Origin of the sequence: Vibrio sp. M260121 (assembly GCF_036533715.1) — a bacterium.
Taxonomy (GTDB): Bacteria; Pseudomonadota; Gammaproteobacteria; order Enterobacterales; family Vibrionaceae; genus Vibrio.
The window spans coordinates 36,573-59,688 of record NZ_JATABF010000020.1; the positions used below are offsets into that span (position 1 = coordinate 36,573).

The 23,116-nt window shown below is 44.9% G+C and carries 21 protein-coding genes; 15 read left to right on the forward strand and 6 right to left on the reverse strand.

Annotation, left to right across the window (positions count from 1 at the left end; translation table 11 throughout):
* Nucleotides 1-34 precede the first annotated feature (34 nt).
* On the reverse strand, nucleotides 35-1,000 hold the full coding sequence (locus tag QTO06_RS12720) for a TDT family transporter (protein WP_038895744.1): 966 nt from the start codon (nucleotides 998-1,000) through the stop codon (nucleotides 35-37).
* A 211-nt stretch (nucleotides 1,001-1,211) separates the two neighbouring features.
* Nucleotides 1,212-2,618 (reverse strand): H(+)/Cl(-) exchange transporter ClcA, encoded by a 1,407-nt coding sequence (gene clcA / locus QTO06_RS12725; RefSeq protein ID WP_331408341.1) that lies wholly within the window; start codon nucleotides 2,616-2,618, stop codon nucleotides 1,212-1,214.
* A gap of 651 nt (nucleotides 2,619-3,269) precedes the next feature.
* Here clcA and QTO06_RS12730 point away from each other — a divergent pair.
* Nucleotides 3,270-3,830, forward strand: a complete 561-nt coding sequence (locus QTO06_RS12730; protein WP_331408342.1) for a hypothetical protein — start codon at nucleotides 3,270-3,272, stop codon at nucleotides 3,828-3,830.
* A gap of 42 nt (nucleotides 3,831-3,872) precedes the next feature.
* Here the strand turns inward: QTO06_RS12730 and QTO06_RS12735 are convergent, their stop codons facing one another.
* The gene (locus QTO06_RS12735) at nucleotides 3,873-4,286 is read right to left on the reverse strand and encodes a helix-turn-helix domain-containing protein (RefSeq protein WP_331408343.1); all 414 of its coding nucleotides are present in this window, start codon (nucleotides 4,284-4,286) and stop codon (nucleotides 3,873-3,875) included.
* Nucleotides 4,287-4,382: 96 nt separating this feature from the next.
* Here QTO06_RS12735 and QTO06_RS12740 point away from each other — a divergent pair, with 96 nt between their 5' ends.
* The 7 genes from QTO06_RS12740 to QTO06_RS12765 all read left to right on the forward strand — a co-directional run bounded on the left by QTO06_RS12740 (nucleotide 4,383) and on the right by QTO06_RS12765 (nucleotide 11,907).
* Nucleotides 4,383-5,291: an aldo/keto reductase gene (locus tag QTO06_RS12740; RefSeq protein WP_331408344.1), complete on the forward strand. Its 909-nt coding sequence runs from the start codon at nucleotides 4,383-4,385 to the stop codon at nucleotides 5,289-5,291.
* A gap of 309 nt (nucleotides 5,292-5,600) precedes the next feature.
* Nucleotides 5,601-6,605, forward strand: a complete 1,005-nt coding sequence (locus QTO06_RS12745; RefSeq protein ID WP_005425987.1) for a response regulator — start codon at nucleotides 5,601-5,603, stop codon at nucleotides 6,603-6,605.
* Complete coding sequence (locus QTO06_RS12750; RefSeq protein WP_005435629.1) at nucleotides 6,605-7,045, forward strand: PAS domain-containing protein; 441 nt, start codon at nucleotides 6,605-6,607, stop codon at nucleotides 7,043-7,045. The genes QTO06_RS12745 and QTO06_RS12750 overlap by 1 nt, the downstream gene beginning before the upstream one ends.
* Before the next feature lie 90 nt (nucleotides 7,046-7,135).
* Nucleotides 7,136-8,671: an NAD(P)H-hydrate dehydratase gene (locus QTO06_RS12755; protein WP_331408346.1), complete on the forward strand. Its 1,536-nt coding sequence runs from the start codon at nucleotides 7,136-7,138 to the stop codon at nucleotides 8,669-8,671.
* A gap of 453 nt (nucleotides 8,672-9,124) precedes the next feature.
* A complete protein-coding gene (locus tag QTO06_RS12760) occupies nucleotides 9,125-10,168 on the forward strand; it encodes a GMP reductase (protein WP_199436031.1) in 1,044 nt (347 codons plus the stop codon).
* Between the two features lie 190 nt (nucleotides 10,169-10,358).
* Nucleotides 10,359-10,571 carry an ANR family transcriptional regulator gene (locus QTO06_RS25550; protein WP_443088834.1) on the forward strand — a complete coding sequence of 71 codons (213 nt, stop codon included), beginning with the start codon at nucleotides 10,359-10,361 and terminating at the stop codon, nucleotides 10,569-10,571.
* Between the two features lie 259 nt (nucleotides 10,572-10,830).
* A complete protein-coding gene (locus QTO06_RS12765) occupies nucleotides 10,831-11,907 on the forward strand; it encodes an XRE family transcriptional regulator (protein ID WP_331408349.1) in 1,077 nt (358 codons plus the stop codon).
* 42 nt (nucleotides 11,908-11,949) lie between these two features.
* On the opposite strand, the gene QTO06_RS12770 is transcribed toward QTO06_RS12765, so the two are convergent.
* A complete protein-coding gene (locus QTO06_RS12770) occupies nucleotides 11,950-13,086 on the reverse strand; it encodes an LEM-3-like GIY-YIG domain-containing protein (RefSeq protein WP_331408351.1) in 1,137 nt (378 codons plus the stop codon).
* 183 nt (nucleotides 13,087-13,269) lie between these two features.
* Between QTO06_RS12770 and QTO06_RS12775 the strand changes: the two genes are divergently transcribed.
* Nucleotides 13,270-14,532 carry a metal-dependent hydrolase family protein gene (locus QTO06_RS12775; RefSeq protein WP_005425852.1) on the forward strand — a complete coding sequence of 421 codons (1,263 nt, stop codon included), beginning with the start codon at nucleotides 13,270-13,272 and terminating at the stop codon, nucleotides 14,530-14,532.
* 513 nt (nucleotides 14,533-15,045) lie between these two features.
* Here QTO06_RS12775 and QTO06_RS12780 read toward each other — a convergent pair.
* A complete protein-coding gene (locus QTO06_RS12780) occupies nucleotides 15,046-15,207 on the reverse strand; it encodes a hypothetical protein (protein ID WP_162835428.1) in 162 nt (53 codons plus the stop codon).
* A gap of 237 nt (nucleotides 15,208-15,444) precedes the next feature.
* The gene (locus tag QTO06_RS12785) at nucleotides 15,445-15,765 is read right to left on the reverse strand and encodes a hypothetical protein (RefSeq protein WP_010451345.1); all 321 of its coding nucleotides are present in this window, start codon (nucleotides 15,763-15,765) and stop codon (nucleotides 15,445-15,447) included.
* Between the two features lie 205 nt (nucleotides 15,766-15,970).
* Here QTO06_RS12785 and QTO06_RS12790 point away from each other — a divergent pair, with 205 nt between their 5' ends.
* The 6 genes from QTO06_RS12790 (at nucleotide 15,971) to choW (ending at nucleotide 23,116) form a co-directional block, all read left to right on the forward strand.
* A complete protein-coding gene (locus QTO06_RS12790) occupies nucleotides 15,971-17,023 on the forward strand; it encodes a sensor domain-containing diguanylate cyclase (protein ID WP_080637455.1) in 1,053 nt (350 codons plus the stop codon).
* A 423-nt stretch (nucleotides 17,024-17,446) separates the two neighbouring features.
* Entirely contained in the window at nucleotides 17,447-18,046 is a 600-nt protein-coding gene (gene betI / locus QTO06_RS12795; RefSeq protein WP_010451347.1) for a transcriptional regulator BetI, read from the forward strand.
* Nucleotides 18,047-18,062: 16 nt separating this feature from the next.
* The gene (betB, locus tag QTO06_RS12800) at nucleotides 18,063-19,523 is read left to right on the forward strand and encodes a betaine-aldehyde dehydrogenase (RefSeq protein WP_331408354.1); all 1,461 of its coding nucleotides are present in this window, start codon (nucleotides 18,063-18,065) and stop codon (nucleotides 19,521-19,523) included.
* A 19-nt stretch (nucleotides 19,524-19,542) separates the two neighbouring features.
* The gene (gene betA / locus QTO06_RS12805) at nucleotides 19,543-21,243 is read left to right on the forward strand and encodes a choline dehydrogenase (protein ID WP_050919257.1); all 1,701 of its coding nucleotides are present in this window, start codon (nucleotides 19,543-19,545) and stop codon (nucleotides 21,241-21,243) included.
* A gap of 29 nt (nucleotides 21,244-21,272) precedes the next feature.
* Entirely contained in the window at nucleotides 21,273-22,211 is a 939-nt protein-coding gene (locus QTO06_RS12810) for a choline ABC transporter substrate-binding protein (protein WP_050919256.1), read from the forward strand.
* 62 nt (nucleotides 22,212-22,273) lie between these two features.
* Nucleotides 22,274-23,116 carry a choline ABC transporter permease subunit gene (gene choW / locus QTO06_RS12815; RefSeq protein ID WP_038888377.1) on the forward strand — a complete coding sequence of 281 codons (843 nt, stop codon included), beginning with the start codon at nucleotides 22,274-22,276 and terminating at the stop codon, nucleotides 23,114-23,116.

The following is a 23,116-nucleotide window of genomic DNA, read 5'->3' on the forward strand; positions in this document are numbered from 1 at the left end:
CAAAAGAAAACGACCTCGTAATGAGGTCGTTTTTTTATGTCTGTTTTGAAGGCGTTCTTACCAGTTCTGGCCAGTACATTTTTACATAACCAGCAGAAACCCAAACGACAAGTACCGTGGCAATGCTTAACTCTAGGAATCCAAAATCGTGCAACCAATGCCAGTGGGGATGAGACTCAGCAAAAAAGGTGGTGAGGCGATGCATCGCAATAGCACTAATAACGGAAGGGAAGGTCACGGCCGCAATAGATGGCTGGAACTTCAAACGCATTAAGCGGAAGTAACACAGGTAAATCAGCAACGTCATGGTGATTGCGATGCCTGCCAATGCGCCTGTCAGAATCGGGTCTGGCTCGCCAAAGTTGACCAGATACGCCGCTAAAGACAAGTTCACCGGAGCTGCCATGATCGCCAAGGTCGGGCGTGCTCGGCGTGGCAGGGAACCAAAGAACACCAATCGATATAACACTAATGGCAACATGAAGAAGTAGATACCAATACACATCATCGCCAAGGTTTCAGAAAACACATTATGGCCGAATTGAGAACCTGCAAGGGAAGAACTGATCAAACCAACAGGATATAAGAACCAACTTGGCACGATGTTCGACATCTTGAAGTTCATGATCTGGAAGCCAAAGAACAACACCATCATCGTAAAGTGAAGTAAGACCGCCACAAACCACAATGGATACGCAATAAGTGGTGCTACTGCCGCAAGGTAGTCACACAGTACGAGTAACGCCATGCTCATTGGAGCCATTAAGCTACCACTCAGCGGGTGTTTGATATCCGCCATAAACAGGCGAGGGCTGGTGGCGTATTTTAGAAGAACTGGAGTGAGGAGCAATGCACCAAGTGCCGCAAGAAATGGTCTTATCGGTTCGCCAATTTCAGGAATGTATAAAGCCCAAGCTTGTCCAAGCCCTATCATACCCAGTGCCAAAGCCGCTTGTGAAGGCGGGACACTGTAAAACTGTACAAGTCTTCTCCAGTTCAAAACTACTCCGAGATTGGATGAATCACTCTAATTTGAGGCGAGAATACTAACAATATTCATCAGTCGTTACCCTTAAATATTATAAGTAAAGATCAGAGAATGGGAATTTTGTGAGTTTGGTAGGGAAATTTTGTAGAGAGATGTAAAAACGCAGAATTACTGGCTCCAAACTAACATCTTATGTGGAAGATAATTTGGAGCCGATATTAAGTTAGCCTTGGTTTTCCGGTAGGTCTTGCTGACGTAGCTTGTCATTTTTAAGCGTACGATGTAGCAACTGGCTGTAAATCGGTTGCCCGCCAAGTAACTGCGCTACGATTACCGCACCTAAGCTAGTAATGATGAGAGGCAGAATTAAGTAGTAGTTATTTGTCATCTCGATAACCAACAAGATGCCAGTGATTGGAGCACGCACTGTCGCTGCGAATAACGCTCCCATACCGGCAATGGCAAACACGCCAGGTTCAATCGTCAGAGAAGGTAATAACATGTCTGCGCTTGCGCCAAACGCGTAGCCAAATAGCGTACCCAGCGCCAACATTGGTGCGAAGATACCGCCCGGAGCACCTGAACCAAAACAGAGTAAGGTTGTGATAACACGACCAACAAACAGCATCACCAAGATCGAGATTGAGTAGTTACCGTTGGTGATGTCCGGAATCAAACCAATACCACCGCCAGTAAGTTGAGGAACATAAAGCAGCAGCAAGCCAAACACACCACCCAAGACGGTGCCTGTGATTAGGTAGCGTTTACGGTCGTTCTTATGCAGAGCAACAAAGCTGTCTTGTGCGATAGTCACCAGTTTGTTGAAGATGACGCCAAATACACCGAATAGAGAACCAAGCAGTAGGAATAGCCATAGTGATTGTAACTCTGGCGATTGATACTGCGGCATGGTGATAACGGCGGCTTGTCCATTGATGGCACGAAATACAATGTTTGCCATGATCGCTGAAATGATCACCGCTCGGATAGAAATCAACGAGTAGCGAAATTGAGGGCGCATTTCCTCAACCACAAACATAATGCCTGCCAATGGCGCGTTAAAGGCTGCGGCCAAACCACCGGCAGCACCAGAGGCTAATAATGAGTGGCGTGTATCATCGTCTTTAATACGGAAGATGTCAGTGACCATACGACCAACGGCACCACCCATTTGTACAGTAGGACCTTCACGGCCTAAAACCATACCCGAACCAAGCGCGCCCATACCGCCGAAGAATTTCACAGGGATGACTCGCCACCAACGTACAGGGCGGATGTTATCCATTGCGCCTTCGATCTCAGGGATACCTGATCCAGATGCTTCAGGCGCAAAACGGTGAACAAGGTAGTAACCGATAAATGCTAAGGTTGCACTGATTAGAATGGCTGCAAGCCATAAAGGCAGTACACTACCGATTTCGCTCTTTAACCACTCGGTACGAGTTTCTGAAACAAAGTGAACGGCAATTTCGAAGTAGGTACCGACAAGACCTGCTAACGTACCAACGATTGCGGCCATAAAGAGGACGGAAAATGATGTCGGTGTTGACCCTCGAGAGACAAACTGGTTAATCGCATCTTTTGGTACGTGCGCTAACACAGATTTCACAATTCTCTCGCGTTTGGTCATTAACAGATTCTCCTAGACTACTAATTGGAAGGGACGAAAGAAATTATACGCCTCGGAGAGTCTAGACCTAATCAATAAAGATGCAATTTAGCTTTCCACTATTGAGCAGTTCAAGTATCAATTGTCTAAATATTGATTAATATTGTGCTATTGGTTCCATATTTGACGCTATTTTTTTATTGGTAAAACTTGTTTTCTGAGCGAAATGAACCATGCTTTAAGTGTAAAGCAACATGACTGCTTCAGAAGGAGGGATGTGAGGTTTTACACACAATTTGGATGGTTTCAAACCCTACAGAAATTCCTCGTCATTTGTTCGGGACGCATCAATAGTCTTCCCGATTCGCATACTCACGATTGAGTCACGAGGCAGAGGCGCACGCACTGTGCGCCTTTTTAATGCCAGCTTGATCCTGAACGTTCCATTCCCTACAAATAAAAACAGAATGCAATGTTGATAAATTTAAATGGTATAATATTCTGTTTTTCGTGATGGATTACGCAGTTTTGGCTTTGTACAAAGATTGATGCGGACTAGAAGGTCCGCTTTTTTGTACCTGAAATTCGACATCGCAGCTTGCTTCTCGTCCGACTTGCAGCAAAGATAAAGCTCTTTCATTCATCTTCTCCAGTCAAATCGATAGTACCAATATGTTGCGTTTCTCATTCTTCCTGTTTCTTTCTTTAAGTTTGTTTTCTCAAACCGCAAATGCACGAGATGTATGGTGGCAAATCATGTTATCTGAAGCGCCTTTCGTTGAGGTTCAACAAACCTTGCAAGACGGTGGTGACTGGTACGGGTGTGAGACGCAGGAAAGCGAAGGTGCATTCTGCTTGGATGATTTTCATTATTACCACCAGCACCTTTACGGGGAAGCAACGATAGAAGAAAAAGCGATTCGTCTAAACTTTCTCACGGACTATCAACCACAAAAATTGAGTGATGTGATACTGAATCTGAGAAAAGATGGGTTGGTGATGAAGCGAATTGACATTCAGGGCGAACAGTACGATATAGCTGCAGCTTTAAAACAAAACTCACCAGAAGCTGTCGACAAAGCTCTAATTCTGTTTATCAACCGCTACCCTCAGCAAGCGCCACGAAGTATTGATTGGGTGTTAGCTGAAGAGTTTGAATCGCCAACACCGAGAGTGCGTGTCACGTTAAACAGTGATGGCGAAATGATTGAGCTTAAGGTTGAGCGCTTTTAACGCGGAAGTTAACGCTTCGCGATACAAACATCGTTTAAAGGTTCAGTTTTGCGAGGTCTTGTTTTCATCATGCAACGAAAGGAAGGTCGCCATCGCGGATTCATCCAAAAAACCATCTGACTTCTTGTGTGCGCGCAGATACTGATAACCCGCGACCAGCTTGCGGTGCTTGGCTTCTTCCTCTTCTGATATCGTTCCATTCATCACGTGCTGGAAGGCAAGTTTGTAGGCTTCCATATCCACAACCTCTGCCTGACGGTATAAATAGCCACAGCCGGTGGCTAGCCACTCCAATGAGCAGTTGGCCCGCATTGCGATTTGGTTGGCTTTGGTTAAGCTGGGTTCGCTTCCTTTGAGGTATTTGCGAATTAAAGCCTCGGAGACGTCGACGCGTCGGGCAAAACCGCTGATGCTTTCTTCGCCAATTAACGTGGCGAGTCGTTGGGCAAAAGACATATTTCGTACTCCAGTTCGAATTGCGAAAGTTTACCCGTTGAGCAAGCGGTAAAACAAGACTAGGATGAATGCAGATTAAGAAAAGGAGAGAAACCCATGGTTGCAAAAGTAGTGACTGCACCAAACGGTCCAGAGTTTTCTGAGCTAGTTCAAGGATATTGGCGTGCAGTAGATTGGGGCATGACAGCGCAAGAGCGTTTGTCGTTCCTAAAGCAACATATTGAGTTAGGCATTACCACCGTTGATCACGCTGACATTTACGGTAATTACGAGTGTGAAGCGCTATTTGGTGAAGCATTAGCACTGGACAAAAGCGTTCGTGAGCAAATTCAGATCGTGACAAAGTGCGACATCAACTTGTGTGGTAACAAAACGCCAGAGCGTAAGATCAACCACTACGACACCAGCGCTGCGCACATCTATCAATCTGTTAACAACTCGCTTGAGCGACTAAAGGTCGATGAGATTGATGTTCTTCTTATCCATCGTCCAGACGTGTTGATGGATGCTGACGAGGTAGCAGAAGCGTTCTCTGAGCTACATAAAGTGGGTAAGGTTAAGCACTTTGGTGTTTCTAACTTCACGCCTCGTCAATTCGAGCTTCTTCAATCTCGTTTAAGCAAACCTCTTGTGACTAACCAAGTGGAAATAAACCCACTGAACTTTGAAGTGGCACACGATGGTACGCTAGACCTACTTCAAACGCATCGTGTTCGTCCAATGGCATGGTCATGTTTAGGTGGTGGTTCAATTTTCACTGGCGATACAGAGCAAGCGGTTCGCGTTCGTAACGAGCTGGAAGCTATCCGAGAAGAAGTAGGTGCAAACAGCATTGACGAAGTGATTTACGCTTGGGTACGTCGCTTGCCTTCTAAGCCGATGCCAATTATTGGTTCTGGTAAAATCGAGCGTGTTCATAGTGCAGTTAACTCGCTAAGCATTGAGCTAACTCGTGAGCAATGGTATCGAGTTTGGGTTGCATCAAAAGGTCACGGTGTGCCATAGAAAGTGGCCAGTGAGCAAATGACTTAGGCACTCCAAAGAGGGTGCCTTTTTTATTTTTGCTTATCTGAAATGATAGCAACTTTATAAACGCAACCCCTTGCGTATCAAGCCTTGTAGAACTTTTAATCATTCCTGACTGATGTCACTAAATGTATAGGGAATCGAACTTTTTCTTAGTTCATTGGTTCACTCAACTATTCATATTGCGTATGCTTACCCAGTAAACAAAAAACGAAGACTCTTAGTCTGTGTAGCAGTAACAATCTGGTAGAATCCCACGCAGATTGTTGAATATTTTAAGGTGGTAGCATGTCTTTTCCTGTACTCATCTGTGATGATTCTGCGTTAGCACGCAAACAGATGGCAAGATCACTGCCAGCAACATTGAATGCAGACGTGACATTTGCCATCCATGGTAAAAATGCGCTTGAAGAGTTAGCGCAAAAAGAATTTAAACTGATGTTTCTTGACCTCACCATGCCAGAGATGGACGGTTTTGAAACATTAGAAAACATGAAACGCCTGGGCATTCAAACGCCTGTCGTGGTTGTGTCTGGTGATATTCAACCAAAAGCAAAAGAGCGCGTGTTTGCTCTCGGTGCGAAAGCGTTTATTCAAAAGCCGATTGGTAAAGATGAGCTTAAAGCGACGTTAAAAGAGCTGATCGAGCCGAATGATCGACCACAAGTCATCACTCCGACAACCATAGAGTTGCCGATTCTCCGCCGTCGCGACATCTATATGGAAGTGGCGAACGTTTCTATTGGTCGTGCAGCGGATGCGCTCGCTCGACACTTTGATGTATTTGTTCAGCTTCCATTGCCAAACGTGAATATCTTTGAAGTCAGTGAACTGCACATGGCTTTGCGTGATCTCGCATCTCACGACAATGTCTCTGGTGTTTGCCAAGGCTTTTGTGGTGAGGGCATCGCCGGCGAAGCGTTAGTGATCTTGAGCGACTCCAGTGTTTCTGATCTTAAGAAACTGATGAAGGTGCCAGCAGACAGCGAAGAGTTGGAAGAACTAGAGCTGTTGATGGACATCTCCAATATCTTGGTTGGATCATTCTTGAATGGTTTGGGCGAACAGTCTGAAGTCCGCTTTTTCCAGAGTTCACCAGTGCTGCTTGGTCAGCATATTTCCATCGATTCTATTATCGAGTCGACAACAGGTGCATTTAGTCGAACCATGACATTCGAGGTTAGCTACAACATTGAAGGCACCTCCATCCGTTGTGATCTACTGTTTATGTTTGTTGATGAGTCACTGCCGTTGCTGGATAACAAACTCTCGTACCTAATGGAGGATTTCTAATGCTGAACTTACCTGCAGAATTTGAACAATTCCATTGGATGGTCGACATGGTTCAAAATGTCGACATGGGCTTAGTTGTTATCGATAAAGATTACAACGTTCAAGTGTGGAATGGTTTTATGACTCACCACAGCGGTTTGCAATCTCACGAGGCAATTGGTCGTTCGATCTTTGATATCTTCCCTGAGATCCCGCAAGAGTGGTTCAAACTGAAAACTAAACCTGTTTACGATTTGGGGTGTCGAAGCTTCATCACGTGGCGTCAGCGTCCATATCTGTTCCGTTGCCGCAACGTTCGACCAGTGACGCAACAAGCAGAGTTCATGTACCAAAACGTGACGCTAAACCCAATGCGAACCCCAACAGGGAAAATCAACTCGCTGTTCTTGTCGATTCAAGATGCAACTGCCGAAGCCTTGATGTCGCAGCAGCAAAAATAAAGCTTGAGAAAATAAACACAGTAAAAGCCGAGGTTCGCCTCGGCTTTTTCGTATACTTAAATCGTGTCTTCTAAAACGCAGAATATCAATATGGACTTTAATCTCGCCCTCAAGCTATACACCGCAGAGCAAGTCAGAAACGGAGAAATACTCGCCGCTCAAATGGCAGGCGTCTCAATGTACAGCCTAATGCAGCGCGCAGGAATGGCGGTATACGAACGATTTCTTCATCTTTACCCAAGGGCACGAACCGTGCTAGTGGTCTGCGGCAAGGGCAATAATGGTGGCGACGGATACGTGTTTGCCACGCTTGCTAAACAGGCACAGTTGAATGTTCGTGTCTTCCAGCTAGGTGACACCACATCACTGAAAGGGGATGCGTTGCGAGCGTTTGAAGATTGGCAATCTGTGGATGGCGAGGATAGCTCTTGGGATGATTGGCATACTGCACTTTTAGAGGCGGATGTGATCATTGATGCCATGCTTGGTACAGGGCTTTCTGGTGAAGTAAGGCATGAGTATCGCCGCTACATTGATCAAGTTAATCAAATCCATTGCCCAGTCATCTCAATAGATATTCCTTCGGGGTTAAGTGCAGACACAGGTTCCGTGCTCGGAGATGCCATACAAGCGGATCATACGGTGACCTTTATTGGTGTGAAGCAAGGCTTATGCACAGGGCAGGCGAGAGACTACGTTGGTGAGCTGCATTTTTCTGGTTTGGGTGTAAACGTTGAGTTTGAGTCGATTGAAGAAGAAAGTGCGTTGGGTATCGACCATCAAATCATCAAAAGGCTACTACCAAAAAGAAAAGCCACAGCCCACAAAGGGAATAATGGTAAGCTCTTATGTATAGGCGGTAATCAAGGCATGTCTGGCGCCATTCGTTTGTGCGCCTCAGCCGCAGTAAGAACAGGAGCAGGGCTTACGGCAGCTCTGACACACCCGAGCTCTTTATTGCCTTTGCAAGTCGGCTCTCCAGAGGTCATGAGTCAGGGTATCACGCTTGATGAGCTAAAAGAGCAGGATAACGAACTGATTAAACGGACACGTTGGGCGGATGTTTTGGCTTTCGGTCCTGGTTTCGGTGAGGATGAATGGGCACACCAAGCCTATCAATACTTATCTCAGCAGCACAAATTGAAAGTCGTTGATGCTGATGGACTCAATATTCTTGCGATGCTGAATCAGCGTAATGACGTCGTGGTTTTACGAGATGAGCAACGCGTTATGACGCCACATCCAGGAGAGGCCGCACGTTTACTTAATGTCTCTATAAAGGACATAGAGCAAGATCGCTTTGCCGCAGCAAGACAACTTCATGAACGTTATGGTGGTGTTGTTGTGCTTAAAGGGGCAGGTACGCTTATCTATGATGGTGTGAGAATGTACGTTTGTCTCGCCGGAAATCCGGGAATGGCCAGTGGCGGTATGGGGGATGTGTTATCCGGTGTCATTGCCGCACTGCTTGCCAAAGGGTTACCTATTGCTGTTGCTGCACGTTTGGGAGTCATGCTCCATAGTCACGCTGCGGACATTAATGTTCAACAAAAAGGCGAAATTGGGTTACTAGCAAGTGATGTTATTGAATCACTTCGATGCGCTATAAACGTCACAGAGAGCTAGTTCGCGCTTGATACACTCAAAAAAGTGGCAGAAAAGTGATGTGGAGCGTGAAAAAAATTAGAAAATTATTCTTGTATAAACCGACTAATAAGTATCGTTTGGTGTAATTTTGAGCGTTTATGAGAGGTTGAACAGTAAAATTGCCATTGTTTAACGCAAAGGTTTGCGCAAAGGATTAAATAAAGGATGGTTTTAACTGTTTGATATTGTTAATAAAGTTATGGTTTTGGAGAGCGGTGAGGTGTTTTTGATATGCGATTTCCAAGATGGTATCACAAAAAAAAATCAAATATCAGACTTGTAGGAAATAAATCACGACCTATAATGCTGAAAACCGGAGCGTCTGCCAACGCTCCGGTTTTTTTGTGTCCGAAGAACAGTGAACTCGTCTGCCAACGACTTCACTACGCACTCTGAGATGACACATATACTTATGAATCAAGGAATTACACAATGCGTATCGAACAAGAACTTAAGTTAGGTTTCAAAGATGTACTGTTTCGCCCGAAACGTTCAACCCTTAAGAGCCGTTCTCAAGTAAATTTAACCCGTGATTTTACATTCAAGCACAGTGGCCGTCAATGGTCTGGTGTACCTGTAATTGCGGCGAACATGGATTCGGTTGGTAGCTTCGCAATGGCGAAGGCACTAGCAGAGCATGGTGTAATGACCGCTGTTCACAAACACTACACAGTAGAAGACTGGGCAGAGTTTGCGAAAACAGCTGACAAAACAACGCTAAACAACGTAATGGTGTCTACTGGTACGTCTGATGCAGACTTCCAAAAAACCAAAGATATCATGGCGATCTCTGATGAGTTTATCTTCATCTGTATCGATATCGCGAACGGTTACTCAGAGCACCTAGTCGAGTACGTACAACGCGTACGTGCTGCATTCCCAGACAAAGTTATCTCTGCAGGTAACGTAGTAACTGGCGACATGTGTGAAGAGCTAATCCTAGCGGGCGCAGACATCGTGAAAGTGGGTATCGGCCCAGGTTCTGTATGTACTACACGTGTTAAAACAGGTGTAGGTTACCCACAACTTTCTGCAATCATCGAGTGTGGTGACGCTGCACACGGCCTTGGCGGCATGATCATCGGTGACGGTGGCTGTTCATGTGCGGGTGACGTTGCAAAAGCATTCGGCGGCGGCGCTGACTTCGTAATGCTAGGCGGTATGCTAGCAGGTCACGAAGAGTCAGGCGGTGAAGTGATCGAAAAAGACGGCAAGAAGTTCATGAAATTCTATGGCATGTCTTCTAAGAGCGCGATGGACAAGCACTCTGGTGGTGTTGCTGGCTACCGTGCAGCAGAAGGTAAAACCGTACTTCTACCATTCCGTGGCAGCGTTCACGGTACTATCCAAGACATCCTTGGCGGTGTTCGCTCAACATGTACCTACGTCGGTGCAGCAAAGCTTAAAGAGCTAACTAAGCGTACTACGTTCATCCGCGTACAAGAGCAAGAAAACAACGTATTCGGTAAAGAGTAAGCTTTTGCTCGAATAGAAATAGATAGATTAAGAGCCGCTATTTAGCGGCTCTTTTTTTGCTGGAACCCAATTTATGAAGTTGGTTGGCTAACAGTTGCGTCTTTTTACTTAAATCCTCTCGTGATGCTATCTCAACGTTATTTCTGTCTCTTAATATAGCTTTCTAATTTACTGAGAATTAAGGACACATATGGCCAATCGAGCGTATTTGAATTTAGCACAGCTAGCGGGTGAAAATGAACGAGAGTACGAATGGGGTATGGCTTGCGAATTATGGTTACAAGCTGCTTCAAAAGCTCCAGAGAATAGTACAGATAAATACTGGGCATTATTGCGTTCTGATTTTTGTCGATGTCGAGGCAGAGAGCATGGAGTGCTCTTCGTTTCAGAAACTCCTTATTAGTGGGATGAAACAAGAGCTGCCTTACGAGGTTTGAGTAGACTCCATTATTTGCAGAAAGGTTAAAGGTCACTCGTTTCTAATGTACTAATGGGTTAACAAGTTAGTCGGAGCTATATGTCAGGTGTTCTCTACGTTGTGTAAGAAAATTCTGATAGTAATAAAGTTATATTTCTAAATTAGATAAAATTAAATAACCTCATCTTATAGTTAGCTGCATTGTTTAATAGAGAATGCCGATAGAAGCATCCAAAGATTTGTAATGCATACACAACTAGAATGTTCGGCTTTGCTTATGGACATTGTGAGTTTGATAAGGAGGGGAAGCCATATGACTTATTGTTTTAAAGATGAGTTGAGTCGGTGGGTCGATGCTCGAGATATTTCTCGGAAGGACCTTATTGCGCTGTTACAAAATAACTACTATGAGGAGTTTAAAGGCCTTGATTCTATTACCTTGAGCCGGTGGTTCACAGGTAAAAGTATCCCGCCAATATATAAACAGTTCTATATTGCTAAGTGTTTGGATATTGATTTGATAGACGTCGTGCTACGAATGGATCTATCAAAAGTTCGCTACTCTAACAAACACGATCTTGTCATCAGCACTTTAGTTCGATCACTGGATTTCTCTATCTCTAACCTCTCTTATCGTAAGGTTTCGGGACTCCCTAAAAGCGAAATCAAAAGTCTGACGATAAATGAATATTCCGATATGTTCAAAGAGTTTAACCATAACATTTCACCGCTAAAAAGGTTCTATCAAGACCTCCAAGAGAAAGCGAGTGATGTCAAGTATCAATGTGTTTTGATTAAAAATGACCAAGATGCAACGGTGGGTCATTGGTACGGTATGATGAATATAGAAGGCATTAATGGCCTCCCTTCCTTTATTAGTATGTCTCAGGAAGAGGCGGAAAAAAGCTGTCTGATTGGTGTGGGGTACTTTACAAGTTCGGCTCACTATTTTGAGTTGATTGTCCAGGCTCTCTGCTATTACTTAATTCGTTATTCAAGTAAGAAAGATTATGCTTACTTTTTTATTGTTGATTTCCAACCGTTGGTCGCTTTCAGTAAGCTGGTCTTCAATGCCGAAGAGGTAAAATACTACCCACCAAAAGAGAAGGGGAGCATGGGCGTTTACCTACTCAGACATAACATAATAAAGTCAATTTCTAACCCTGTTCTATTGAAAAAAGTGAAAGAAAAACTAGAGTGTCTAGCGAATTGTGATCCTGAATGTAACTTGTGTAATCTACGGGATTTTAAGAAGGTTAACTCTCTCGATTTAACTAGAATACCTATCGTAGATATGGTTGAAACAAGAAGTCATGTTTAGATGACATCGAATTAAGAGCCGACAACAGCGGCTCTTAATTTATTAATCAATGCGGGAAAGTAACTCTTCATCGGTGAGATAACGATGACCTTGGCCAAGCCCTGATATCTTTTTAAACATCAGCACTCCGTGCACTCCAACGGAAAGATCTTTTTCACTAACGCATGTCCCACCGACGAACACATAACGGCCTTCGCAACCTGCGTCATGGTTCGGATTGGATATCGGCGTTGATACCTCGGCGCTGACACCGTCTACGATACACGCGACTTTACCTTTTACGACACCGATTACACGTTTTACCCGATGCGCTTTTTCCCCGCACTTCCATGCTTGGCGTGTTCCCCATTCATAACCATGTTTTTCTTTGCCTTTCTGAATATGAACAATGAGGTTCAAGTTTCTGTCCGCTGAATCAATGGCAGCTTGTACGACTTTTTGTGATGGCATAGTTCTAACAACAGATAAAGGTGCATCACAGTTTAGGTATTTAATAGGATTTGCTGCGCCTTGAGGGAAGTATGAAGAAATGGCTTTGTAGCGAAGCTGTTCTCGAACGGCGTCACTCGCTAACTCACCAATAAAACCCCAACGTTCTTTTCCTTCGATATCGACAGGATACCAAGACTGAATTTTGTAAACTTCGCGAGTTAAACCACGATAGGTAGCGACTGCGTAAGTTGCTCTATCACGCTTGCTGCCAATGACCCAAGCTTCTCGGGTTGCGTCATAAAGTTCTTCTTGCGTAATTTCGCGATAGTACTTTCTATTGATGTTTATCAGTACGATCGGTAACGAAGTGTCTAGTGGTTCAGCACTATACATAGCGATAATCTCATCAGTCGTTTTGATGCCAAAATCGCTAGAGTAATGACCTCCCTGTGAGTTAGACAGGTTGGTTAAGCCTATAAAATCGATTAATGCTGCTTCGACTTCAAATGCGGCAACTTCTTCTAATCCATGCCTCAACACATAATGCTCTACTTTATAACCTGCACTTAAAATGCTTCGTATAGTGTCAAGCTTGTCGCTTGAGCTTTCACTTTCTAATGCACATTCTGCATGGTTAAAAATTCGATTACCTTTGCCTTTACCAACGTAGAACACCTTGCCGTCACGCGGGTCTCGTAAGAAGTAGACATAATATTTCAGTTGTTCAATGACAGATTGAGAAAACATAACGGGGATTATCCGCACAATAGGTTAATAAGAGTGGTCATGCATATTTAAATGGCGACGGAATCTATCACGAAAACTTACTTAAGTCTTGAATGATTTGACTGTCGTGAAATGGCAATTCTAATTCCGGGTCACTCGATATGATGCACCTGTATTGAGACAACTGACTCGGAGATAGAAACCATGAGTATCGTAATTAAAAATGCAAACGTGTTTAACGGTGTGGATGAGCAACTTCTGAAGAACGTGGACCTTCTGATTGAAAACAACTTAATCACACAAATCGGGAAAGTGGATGACTCGAAGGCTGAGCAAATCATCGATGCTGAGGGCAAGACGGTGATGCCAGGTCTGATTGATGCGCACGTACACATCACGCTTTCAGCTGGCTTTAATGAACTGGATGGCATGACTCGCGAAGAGATTGCGATTCGTTCCGCGAGAATTTCAGAAGAAATGTTGATGCGTGGTTTTACTACCATCCGTGATGTTGCTGGCAATACATTAGGTTTGAAGAACAGCATCGATAAAGGTTATGCCAAAGGTCCAAGAATTTTGCCATGTATGGCGGCGATCTCGCAAACTTGTGGTCACTCAGACTACCGTCAAAACCAAGCGCAAGAACGTCTAACGAACGGTCATGAAGACTCCCCATTAATGAAGACGGGCGCATTTAAAGTCGCGGATGGCCGTGCAGAAGTGTTGAAAGCGGTTAGAGAGCAGTTGTTTATGGGCGCATCTCAGATCAAAGTGATGGCGGGGGGCGGTGCATCTTCGACATTTGACCCTTTGGACACGCTGCAATACACGTTAGATGAGATGAAAGCGGCGGTAGAAGCGGCAAGCGACTATGGTACCTATGTGGCGGCTCATATTCACACAGCTCCAGCCATGAAACGAGCAGCAGAAGCGGGCGTCATGTCCTTTGAGCACGCTACTATTATGGACGATGAAATCGCCCAAATTGTAAAAGAGAAAGGCATCTGGCTGGTTCCTTCATACTTCACGTCATCATTGATTGCAGAACGTAAGATCCCGTTGCCAAACGAAGAGACTTACCGTAAGACAGAACGCGTTGGTAAGGCAATGTTTAAGTCTGCTGAGCTTATCAAGAAATACGATATTCAAAACCTAGCGTTTGGTACCGACTGTGTTGGTAAAGCAAACGTGCATGAAAGTCAGATGCAAGAGCTTGGTGCGATTGAAAAAACATTCGACACAATTACAGCGCTGCGCATGGCAACTTCAAACTGTGGTCGTCTATTTGAATTGTCGACTTACAAACACCCATATCAAGAGGGCAAATTAGGTCAAATTGTGGAAGGTGCGTATGCAGATTTACTTATCGTCGATGGTAATCCACTTGAGGGTGTCGATTGCGTGATGCAGGATGAAACCAAGAAAGTCATCATGAAAGACGGTGTAGTGTATAAGAACACACTATAGGCTAAATACCTCATTACTAAAGGCGCTCACTGAGCGCCTTTTTTGCGTCTAGGGATTAGAGTGGATATCACTTTTTAAAAACCTTATCGGCTAATCTATTGTTGGCTCCGTCCATTTGGATCTTACTGCCAAAATCTACTCGCGTTAAACCATCGTTGCTCTTTTAGACTCATTCGTATTGGCTATCGAGAGCGCCTTAATGGTCTTCTAGCATTGAGTTTAGTTGTGTTCTACCACGGTAGTGTAGAAGGTAGAACACCTTAAATTAAACGGTATAGGAGAATAAAGAGGCACAGATTTCATCTTTTTAGAGCGAAGTCGTTACGGGCTGGTTATTAGATGGCAGGCGTAAACAAAAAGATAGGGGAACGAGAAGGAGATACCCAGTATCTTAAGGTTACTTGGGTAAAGAATAGAAGTGTTGATTGAATGCAATACACGGCAAACAAAAAAACGCGCCTTAAATAAGGCGCGGTTCGGACTAAAAAGATTTTGGTGAAAGGGCTTACAGGTTTACTTCATCACATAGCGATAGGTTTTGATTACCAACCAGCTAAAGGCCTTGATTAGCGCCTTTACGGTTTTAAAAGCAGCTTTACCAACCGTTATCATCAATTCGCCAGCAACGGTAAGGCAGGTGTGTAAATCAGTTTGTTTGAACTCTGTGTAAGTCATTTGGTCTCTCATGTTTAAGTGGGGGGGACTCCTGTCGCTTAATGCATACCCTGTAGCGATATAGTAGGAATAAGAGGGGATAAGGACTTACCATTTAGCGCCATCTTTAGTGTAAAGATAGCGAAATGATATTGATTGGGTTGGTCACTGATAGCTAGATTGAATCTGTGATGAGTGGGTTATAGATACAAAAAAACCACCACTAAACAGTGATGGCTTTGTAGTATTTTGGTGTTACTAGTATTTCACAAACAACATTTTTCTTAGGCTGTTGCAACGAGATTTATCCAACGGGTCACCTAGGTAATCTCCGTCTTCTGCAGCTTTCTTCATTACCAGCGCTCTTGCGCGGTCACCACTATCCAGATCTTGATACTCTTCCAAGGTTTTCAGCTTGAGCAAGCGATATTTTGATTTGTCTTTGCTAGATGCAATGTGATCGTAACAGTAACTCATTGCACCTGCGTTCGCACCAATCTTGCTAGCGTCTGTAATCGCGTATGCGTTAAAGCCAATCGTGCTCGTCAATAAAATTAAAAGGGCATTGCGTGCTTTCATTTCTCTTTCCTAATTCAAACAAGTTGATAAGTAAGATAAAGGGGAATGACTTTCAAAAATTGCCATTAAACGACATTGGCTCAGACAAATTACAATCCTAGTTTTGTCAGAGCGGTGTCAGTCTTGAGCCCATGGCGCGAATTGGTAAATCTCAACTGTTTGAATTTATTAACCTTAGCGTGATTCGATGATCTGGAGTGCTTGAATGAACGCCAAAAAATTTAGTAATGACACCAAGCGAAAGCTAATTTCCCTTATCTATTTGGCGATCATGGTTGCATGGGGTATCTATACCTTAACTCACGATTACAATTGGCAAGCGTTGTTATTGTTCTTAATGGGACTGTTATTGGTAATGCGAAATTACCATTTAGAAAACAAGCACCTAGATTCAAAAATTGCAGGGATTGCCGCACACTCCGTCACCGGAATCGTTATTCTTAACAAGAACTTATGCATCGACTTTTCGAATAGAAACTTTTCTAAGTTAATCGGATATACGAGTGAGCAGTTAAAATCTCAGTCCATAGAGCGTTATGACCTGAATGGTTTTAAAGAAGCACTTTTGGCTTTGGAAACACAGGAATACTGGAAGGGTGAGATTAAAGTGACAAACCGCTTTGGTGATCACCTCACTCTGGATACTCAAATTACGCACTATCAGTTAGGGCTTGCCCTTGCGGACCGCTATGTCATCAGTTTCCGTGACATAAGCCATCGCGTGCGCTTGGAGCGTGAGTTAAAACAACTTGCAGAAAAAGACCCACTCACTAGTTGTTGGAACCGTCGTCGTTTTGATACGGAACTTAAACGGTTTGCAAATATCGCGGATCGTTACGGTGTATCCAATGCAACACTCGCGATTATCGATATCGATCATTTCAAACAAATCAATGATAGACATGGTCACGATGTTGGTGATGAAGTGCTTAAAGACCTCGGTGAGTTAATGAAATCAGAAAGCCGTGAAACCGATATAGTCGCCCGAGTTGGTGGGGAAGAGTTTGCCATCATCATGCCCGAAACCAATATTCAAAATGCGTTTGAAGCAATCCATCGACTGAGAGAAATCATTCAAGAGCGAAGTGCTCATAGCATTACGGTCAGTACCGGGCTTGCTACGATCAGTCGTTCAGTGGAGCAAAGCTACAGATTTGCAGATAGAGCTCTATATCGAGCTAAAGATCAGGGACGAAACTGCGTTTGCTGCTTAGAAGATCTTGAGGAGCAAAAGGTGATGACTTGTCATTGTGAATAACAACGCTTCCATTTTATTGAGTCGATTTGAGAGTTGCGAGCCTTAAACGAACAACCAACTTGGTGTTAGAGCCACATTCATTACTCAATTGACAACTCTAAAAATAAAACGTACTAAAATTATTTGAGTTCATTGTATTTGTCTTTATTTGTACTTTTGATGCGCACGAATTGTTCATGAGTTGGTATCTCTATAACTTGCATTAAAAGTAGGTTAATTCATGATTTTTATGGTTTTTGTTTTTCTGTTTTTACGTGTTAAATCTTCGTAAACTCTATCTTTTCTCAAGTTTTAGTAATGATTGCAGTCGAAATGATTCGGCTGTTTCTGTTGTTTTTTCTAGATAATTAGTTTGAGTTCGAACTAAATTTAAGGCATTTTATATTTAACTAACCGTTCAATTAAAAATAACAAGGATGCAAAATGCCCAAGGTTGGGATGCCTGAAATCAGAAAACCGCAGCTGGTCAAAGCAACGATGTCGGTTATCGACAGAGTTGGTTTACATGCCGCGAGTATCTCGTTGATCAGCAAAGAAGCAGGAGTGTCAACGGGGATCATTAATCACTATTTTGGTGGTAAGCACGGTCTGTTAGAAGAGACCATGCGTGAGATCCTGCGCCAGCTTTCTGCCACCATCAAAGAGAACCTAAGCCAACTACCGGCTGATGCGCATCATCAACGTATTAATGCCATCATCGACGGCAACTTTGTGGGTTTCCAAGCCGAGAACCAAGTGGCAAAAACTTGGTTGGCATTCTGGTCGTACTCCATGCATGACGCACAGCTCAAACGTCTGCAACGAGTGAATGAACGACGTCTACTTTCTCACCTAAAAAAAGAATTAAAAGCTTTGCTGGATCAAGACCAAGCAGAGCTCGTAGCGCATGGTATTGCGTCACTGATTGATGGCATTTGGCTGCGCGGAACGCTCAACCCGCAAGGCATCAATGCCGAGAAAGCACGAGTCATCATCAACGACTATCTCGATAAACAACTCACGTTCTACTCAAAACAAAAATAAAGAGTCAAACCTTCAAATGGATATGAAAGCACACTACATCGATGGTGCCATGCACCTAGGATGCTCAGAAGAACACTTCACCACATACAATCCCGCCAATGGTGAACCGCTTGCGAATGTGAAGCAGGCTAACCAGCAAGATATGCAAGCGGCAATTGAATCTGCCAAGCGCGGTTTTGCGATTTGGTCTGCCATGACGGCGACAGAACGAAGCCGCATTTTGCTTAAAGCGGTGGCGATACTTCGTGAAAGAAACGACGAATTAGCGGCACTAGAAGTGGCGGATACGGGCAAGCCAATCCAAGAAGCGAATTGCGTAGACATTGCAACGGGCGCTGATGTGATCGAGTACTACGCAGGTCTTGCGCCTAGCATGCATGGCGAACAGCAACCGCTGAATGAATCGCAGTTTTTCTACACTCGCCGTGAGCCTTTGGGAATTTGTGCAGGTATTGGTGCGTGGAATTACCCAATTCAAATCGCGATGTGGAAGTCTGCCCCTGCGCTTGCTGCGGGTAATGCGATGATCTTTAAGCCATCAGAAGAAACTCCATTAACTGCACTCAAACTGGCAGAAATCTACAGCGAAGCGGGGTTGCCAGATGGCGTGTTCAACGTTATTCAAGGTGATTACCGAGTAGGGCAAATGCTCACCGCACATCCAGATATCGCTAAAGTCTCTTTCACGGGGGAATCTGGTACGGGCAAAGTCGTGATGGGTGACAGTGCTGCGACGTTAAAGCAAGTCACAATGGAGCTTGGCGGTAAATCACCAATGATCATTTTTGATGATGCCAAGCTAGACGACGCGGTTTCTGCTGCAATGGTCGCGAACTTCTACACCCAAGGTGAGGTTTGTACGCACGGTACTCGCGTGTTCGTTCATGAAGCTATTTATGATGAGTTTGTTGCTCAACTAAAAACTCGTACTGAGTTGCTGGTGGTTGGCGATCCGCTTGACGAGCAAACCCAAATTGGCGCATTAATTTCCAAAGAGCACGAATCAAAAGTTCTTTCCGCAATTGAACAAGCGAAAGCAAGCAAAGCAACGTTGCTGACTGGTGGTTACAAAGTCACAGACAATGGTTTGGCGAGCGGTAACTTTGTTGTGCCAACGGTTTTCATTGATTGTGAAGACGATATGCCCCATGTGCAGCAAGAGATCTTTGGTCCCGTAATGTCAGTGCTTAAGTTCAGTGATGAAGACGAAGTGATTGCACGCGCTAACAGCACCGATTACGGACTTGCAGCTGGCGTGTTCACGCAAAACTTATCTCGTGCCCACCGCGTCATTCATCAAATCCAAGCAGGTATTTGTTGGATTAACACCTGGGGTGATTCTCCAGCTGAAATGCCCGTTGGCGGTTACAAACTGTCTGGCATTGGACGTGAAAACGGTGTTGAAACCCTCAAGCATTACACCCAAACCAAGAGCGTGTTAGTGCATTTGGGTGATTTCGATAGCCCTTACGCCTAATCAGTCAGGAGGATTTGTAATGCAACAACACTACGATTACATCGTCGTCGGTGCTGGTTCGGCAGGCTGTGTCTTGGCGGATCGCCTGAGTGAAAGCGGTCAACACCAAGTATTGCTGCTGGAAGCGGGTGGCTCAGACAAGAGCATCTTCATCCAAATGCCAACGGCACTGTCTTACCCAATGAACACCGAAAAGTACGCATGGCAGTTTGAAACTGTTGCGGAAGAGGGGTTGGACGGACGACAACTGCATTGCCCACGCGGCAAAGTTTTGGGCGGTAGCTCTTCGATCAACGGCATGGTTTATGTTCGTGGTCATGCTTGTGACTTTGACGAATGGGAAGCAGAAGGCGCAAAAGGCTGGAACTACCAAGCGTGTCTGCCGTACTTCCGTAAAGCGGAAACATGGACAGGCGGCGCAGACGAATACCGTGGTGACAGCGGTCCGGTAGGTACTTGTAACGGCAACGATATGAAGCTGAATCCACTTTACCAAGCGTTTATTGAAGCGGGTAAAGATGCAGGCTATCCAGAAACGCAAGACTACAACGGTTATCAGCAAGAGGGCTTCGGTCCGATGCACATGACGGTAGACAAAGGTGTGCGCGCTTCTACTTCTAATGCTTACTTAAGCCGTGCAAAAAAGCGCAGTAATTTCACCCTAATGAAAGGCGTAACCGCTCATCGCATTTTGCTTGAAGGCAAGAAAGCGGTCGGCATTGAGTTCGAGCAATCCGGCAAAATCAAACAGTGCTTTGCCAACAAAGAGGTTGTGTCGAGCGCAGGTTCTATCGGCTCGGTACAACTGCTGCAACTTTCGGGTATTGGTCCTAAGACTGTGCTTGAAAAAGCGGGCATTGAAGTGAAACACGCACTAGAAGGCGTGGGTAAGAACCTTCAAGATCACCTCGAAGTATACTTCCAGTATCACTGTAAACAGCCGATCACGCTTAACAGCAAGCTAGGTTTGATCAGCAAAGGTTTGATTGGTACGGAGTGGATTTTGACGCGCAAAGGTCTGGGCGCAACCAACCACTTTGAATCGTGCGCGTTCATCCGTTCTCGTGAAGGATTGAAATCGCCAAACATTCAATATCACTTTCTACCAGCGGCAATGCGCTATGACGGACGCGCGGCATTTGATGGTCACGGCTTCCAAGTGCATGTTGGTCCAAACAAGCCAGAGAGTCGCGGCAGTGTCGAAGTGGTTTCTGCCAACCCAAATGACAAGCCAAAAATCGAGTTCAACTACATCTCGACGGAACAAGATAAGCAGGATTGGCGAGACTGTATTCGTCTAACGCGTGAAATCCTCAATCAACCTGCAATGGATGCGTTCCGTGGCGAAGAGATCCAGCCCGGTCTTAACATAACACGCGACGAAGCGATTGATGAATGGGTGAAGCAAAATGTAGAAAGTGCTTACCACCCATCGTGTAGCTGCAAAATGGGTGCAGACGATGACCCAATGGCAGTTCTGAATGAAGCCTGCCAAGTGCGCGGCATTGAAGGCTTGCGCGTAGTGGATTCATCCATCTTCCCAACCATTCCGAATGGCAACTTAAACGCCCCAACCATCATGGTTGCAGAGCGTGCCGCGGACATGATCTTAGGAAACGTACTCGAAGAATCGAATAACACACCGGTTTGGATTGCTCCGAACTGGCAAGAGACGCAAAGAATGCGTCCGCCGAAAAGAGACTTAAGCTCAATCTCATAAAGTCAGTAATCATTACAAGGAATTTAAACATGTCTACGATGACAAAAATCTTTTCATCTATCGCGCTGAGTGCAATGGCGACAGGTGCTTACGCTAACCAATGTGAAACCGTTCGATTTGCCGATGTCGGCTGGACAGACATTACTGCAACTACTGCTGTTACCTCTGAACTGCTAAAAGGCTTGGGCTACAAAACCAAGACCGATCTTCTGTCTGTACCTGTGACGTACTCTTCAATGGCAAACGGCGACATTGACGTGTTCCTAGGTAACTGGATGCCAACCATGGAAGGCGATATCGCCAAATACCGTGAAGCAGGCACAGTGGAAACCGTTCGCGCAAACCTAGAAGGCGCAAAATACACACTAGCTGTACCAAAGTACGTATATGACGCAGGCGTGAAAAGCTTTGCTGACTTGGCAAAACATGCCGACAAATTCAAAGACCGCATCTACGGCATTGAGCCGGGTAACGATGGCAATCGCCTTATCCAAGATATGATCGACAGCGATGCATTCGGCTTGAAAGACTTCAGCCTCGTGGAATCAAGCGAAGCGGGCATGGTGTCTCAAGTGTCTCGTGCTGTGCGTCGTAACCAATGGATCGTTTACCTAGGTTGGGCACCACACCCAATGAACAGCAATGTTGAGATGGAATACCTATCTGGCGGTGACGACTTCTTTGGACCTAACTACGGCGGTGCAAATGTTTACACCAACGTGCGCCAAGACTACCTATCTGAGTGTCAAAACGTGGGTCAACTGCTTAAGAATCTAGAGTTCAGTCTAGAGATGGAAAACCAGTTGATGGAAGCGATTCTAAACCAAAAACAAAAGCCAGCGAAAGCGGCACAAGAATGGTTGAATGCTAACCCACAACAATTTGAAGCGTGGCTAGAAGGCGTGAAGACGCTGGATGGTAAAGACGCAAAACAAGCGATTACTTCTTACCTAAAAACAAACGCTTAATCATTCCTCTCTTTAGGAAAAGGTGGGCAGCGACGCCCGCCTTTTAACACAAAGGTTTTATTGTGAATTTTATTACGGACAACAAACTTCCGTTGGGCGAATGGATGGAAACAGGCGTGGATTGGTTAACCATGAACGCGTCGGGTTTCTTTGATGCTATCTCTATTTTTCTCGAAACCATCATTCTATTCGTGGTGGATATTTTCAAATGGATGCCACCGGCAGCACCAATCATCATGACCGCAGCGATTGCGTGGTTCCTACACCGCAGCATTCCTTTAGTCGTGTTTATCGTGCTGGCGCTGCTGACTATCCTTAACCTCGGCTACTGGCAAGAAATGCTGGAAACCTTTGTTCTCGTCTTCGCTGCGACAACGATTTCCGTATTAATTGGCGTGCCGCTGGGCATCATGGCGGCGCATCGCCCGTGGTTGTATACCTTATTGCGCCCGATACTCGATTTAATGCAGACCGTACCAACGTTTGTGTATCTGATCCCAACATTGGTTCTGTTTGGTTTAGGCATCGTTCCGGGGCTGATTTCCACCATTATCTTTGCTATCGCCGCGCCAATTCGTCTGACTTACCTTGGCATCACCAAAGTGCCAGAAGAGTTGATTGAAGCGGGTAAAGCCTTTGGTGCAAGCCGCATGAAATTGCTATTCAAAGTCGAACTCCCGGCGGCTCTGCCAAGTATTATGGCGGGTATTACCCAGTGCATTATGTTGTCGCTTTCTATGGTGGTGATTGCTGCTCTAGTCGGTGCCGATGGTCTGGGTAAACCAGTCGTACGAGCACTGAACACCGTGAACATTTCTCAAGGCTTTGAAGCGGGTTTAGCGATTGTGTTAGTCGCGATTATTCTCGACCGTTTGTGCAAAGCACCAAACCAAAAGGAGGCATAA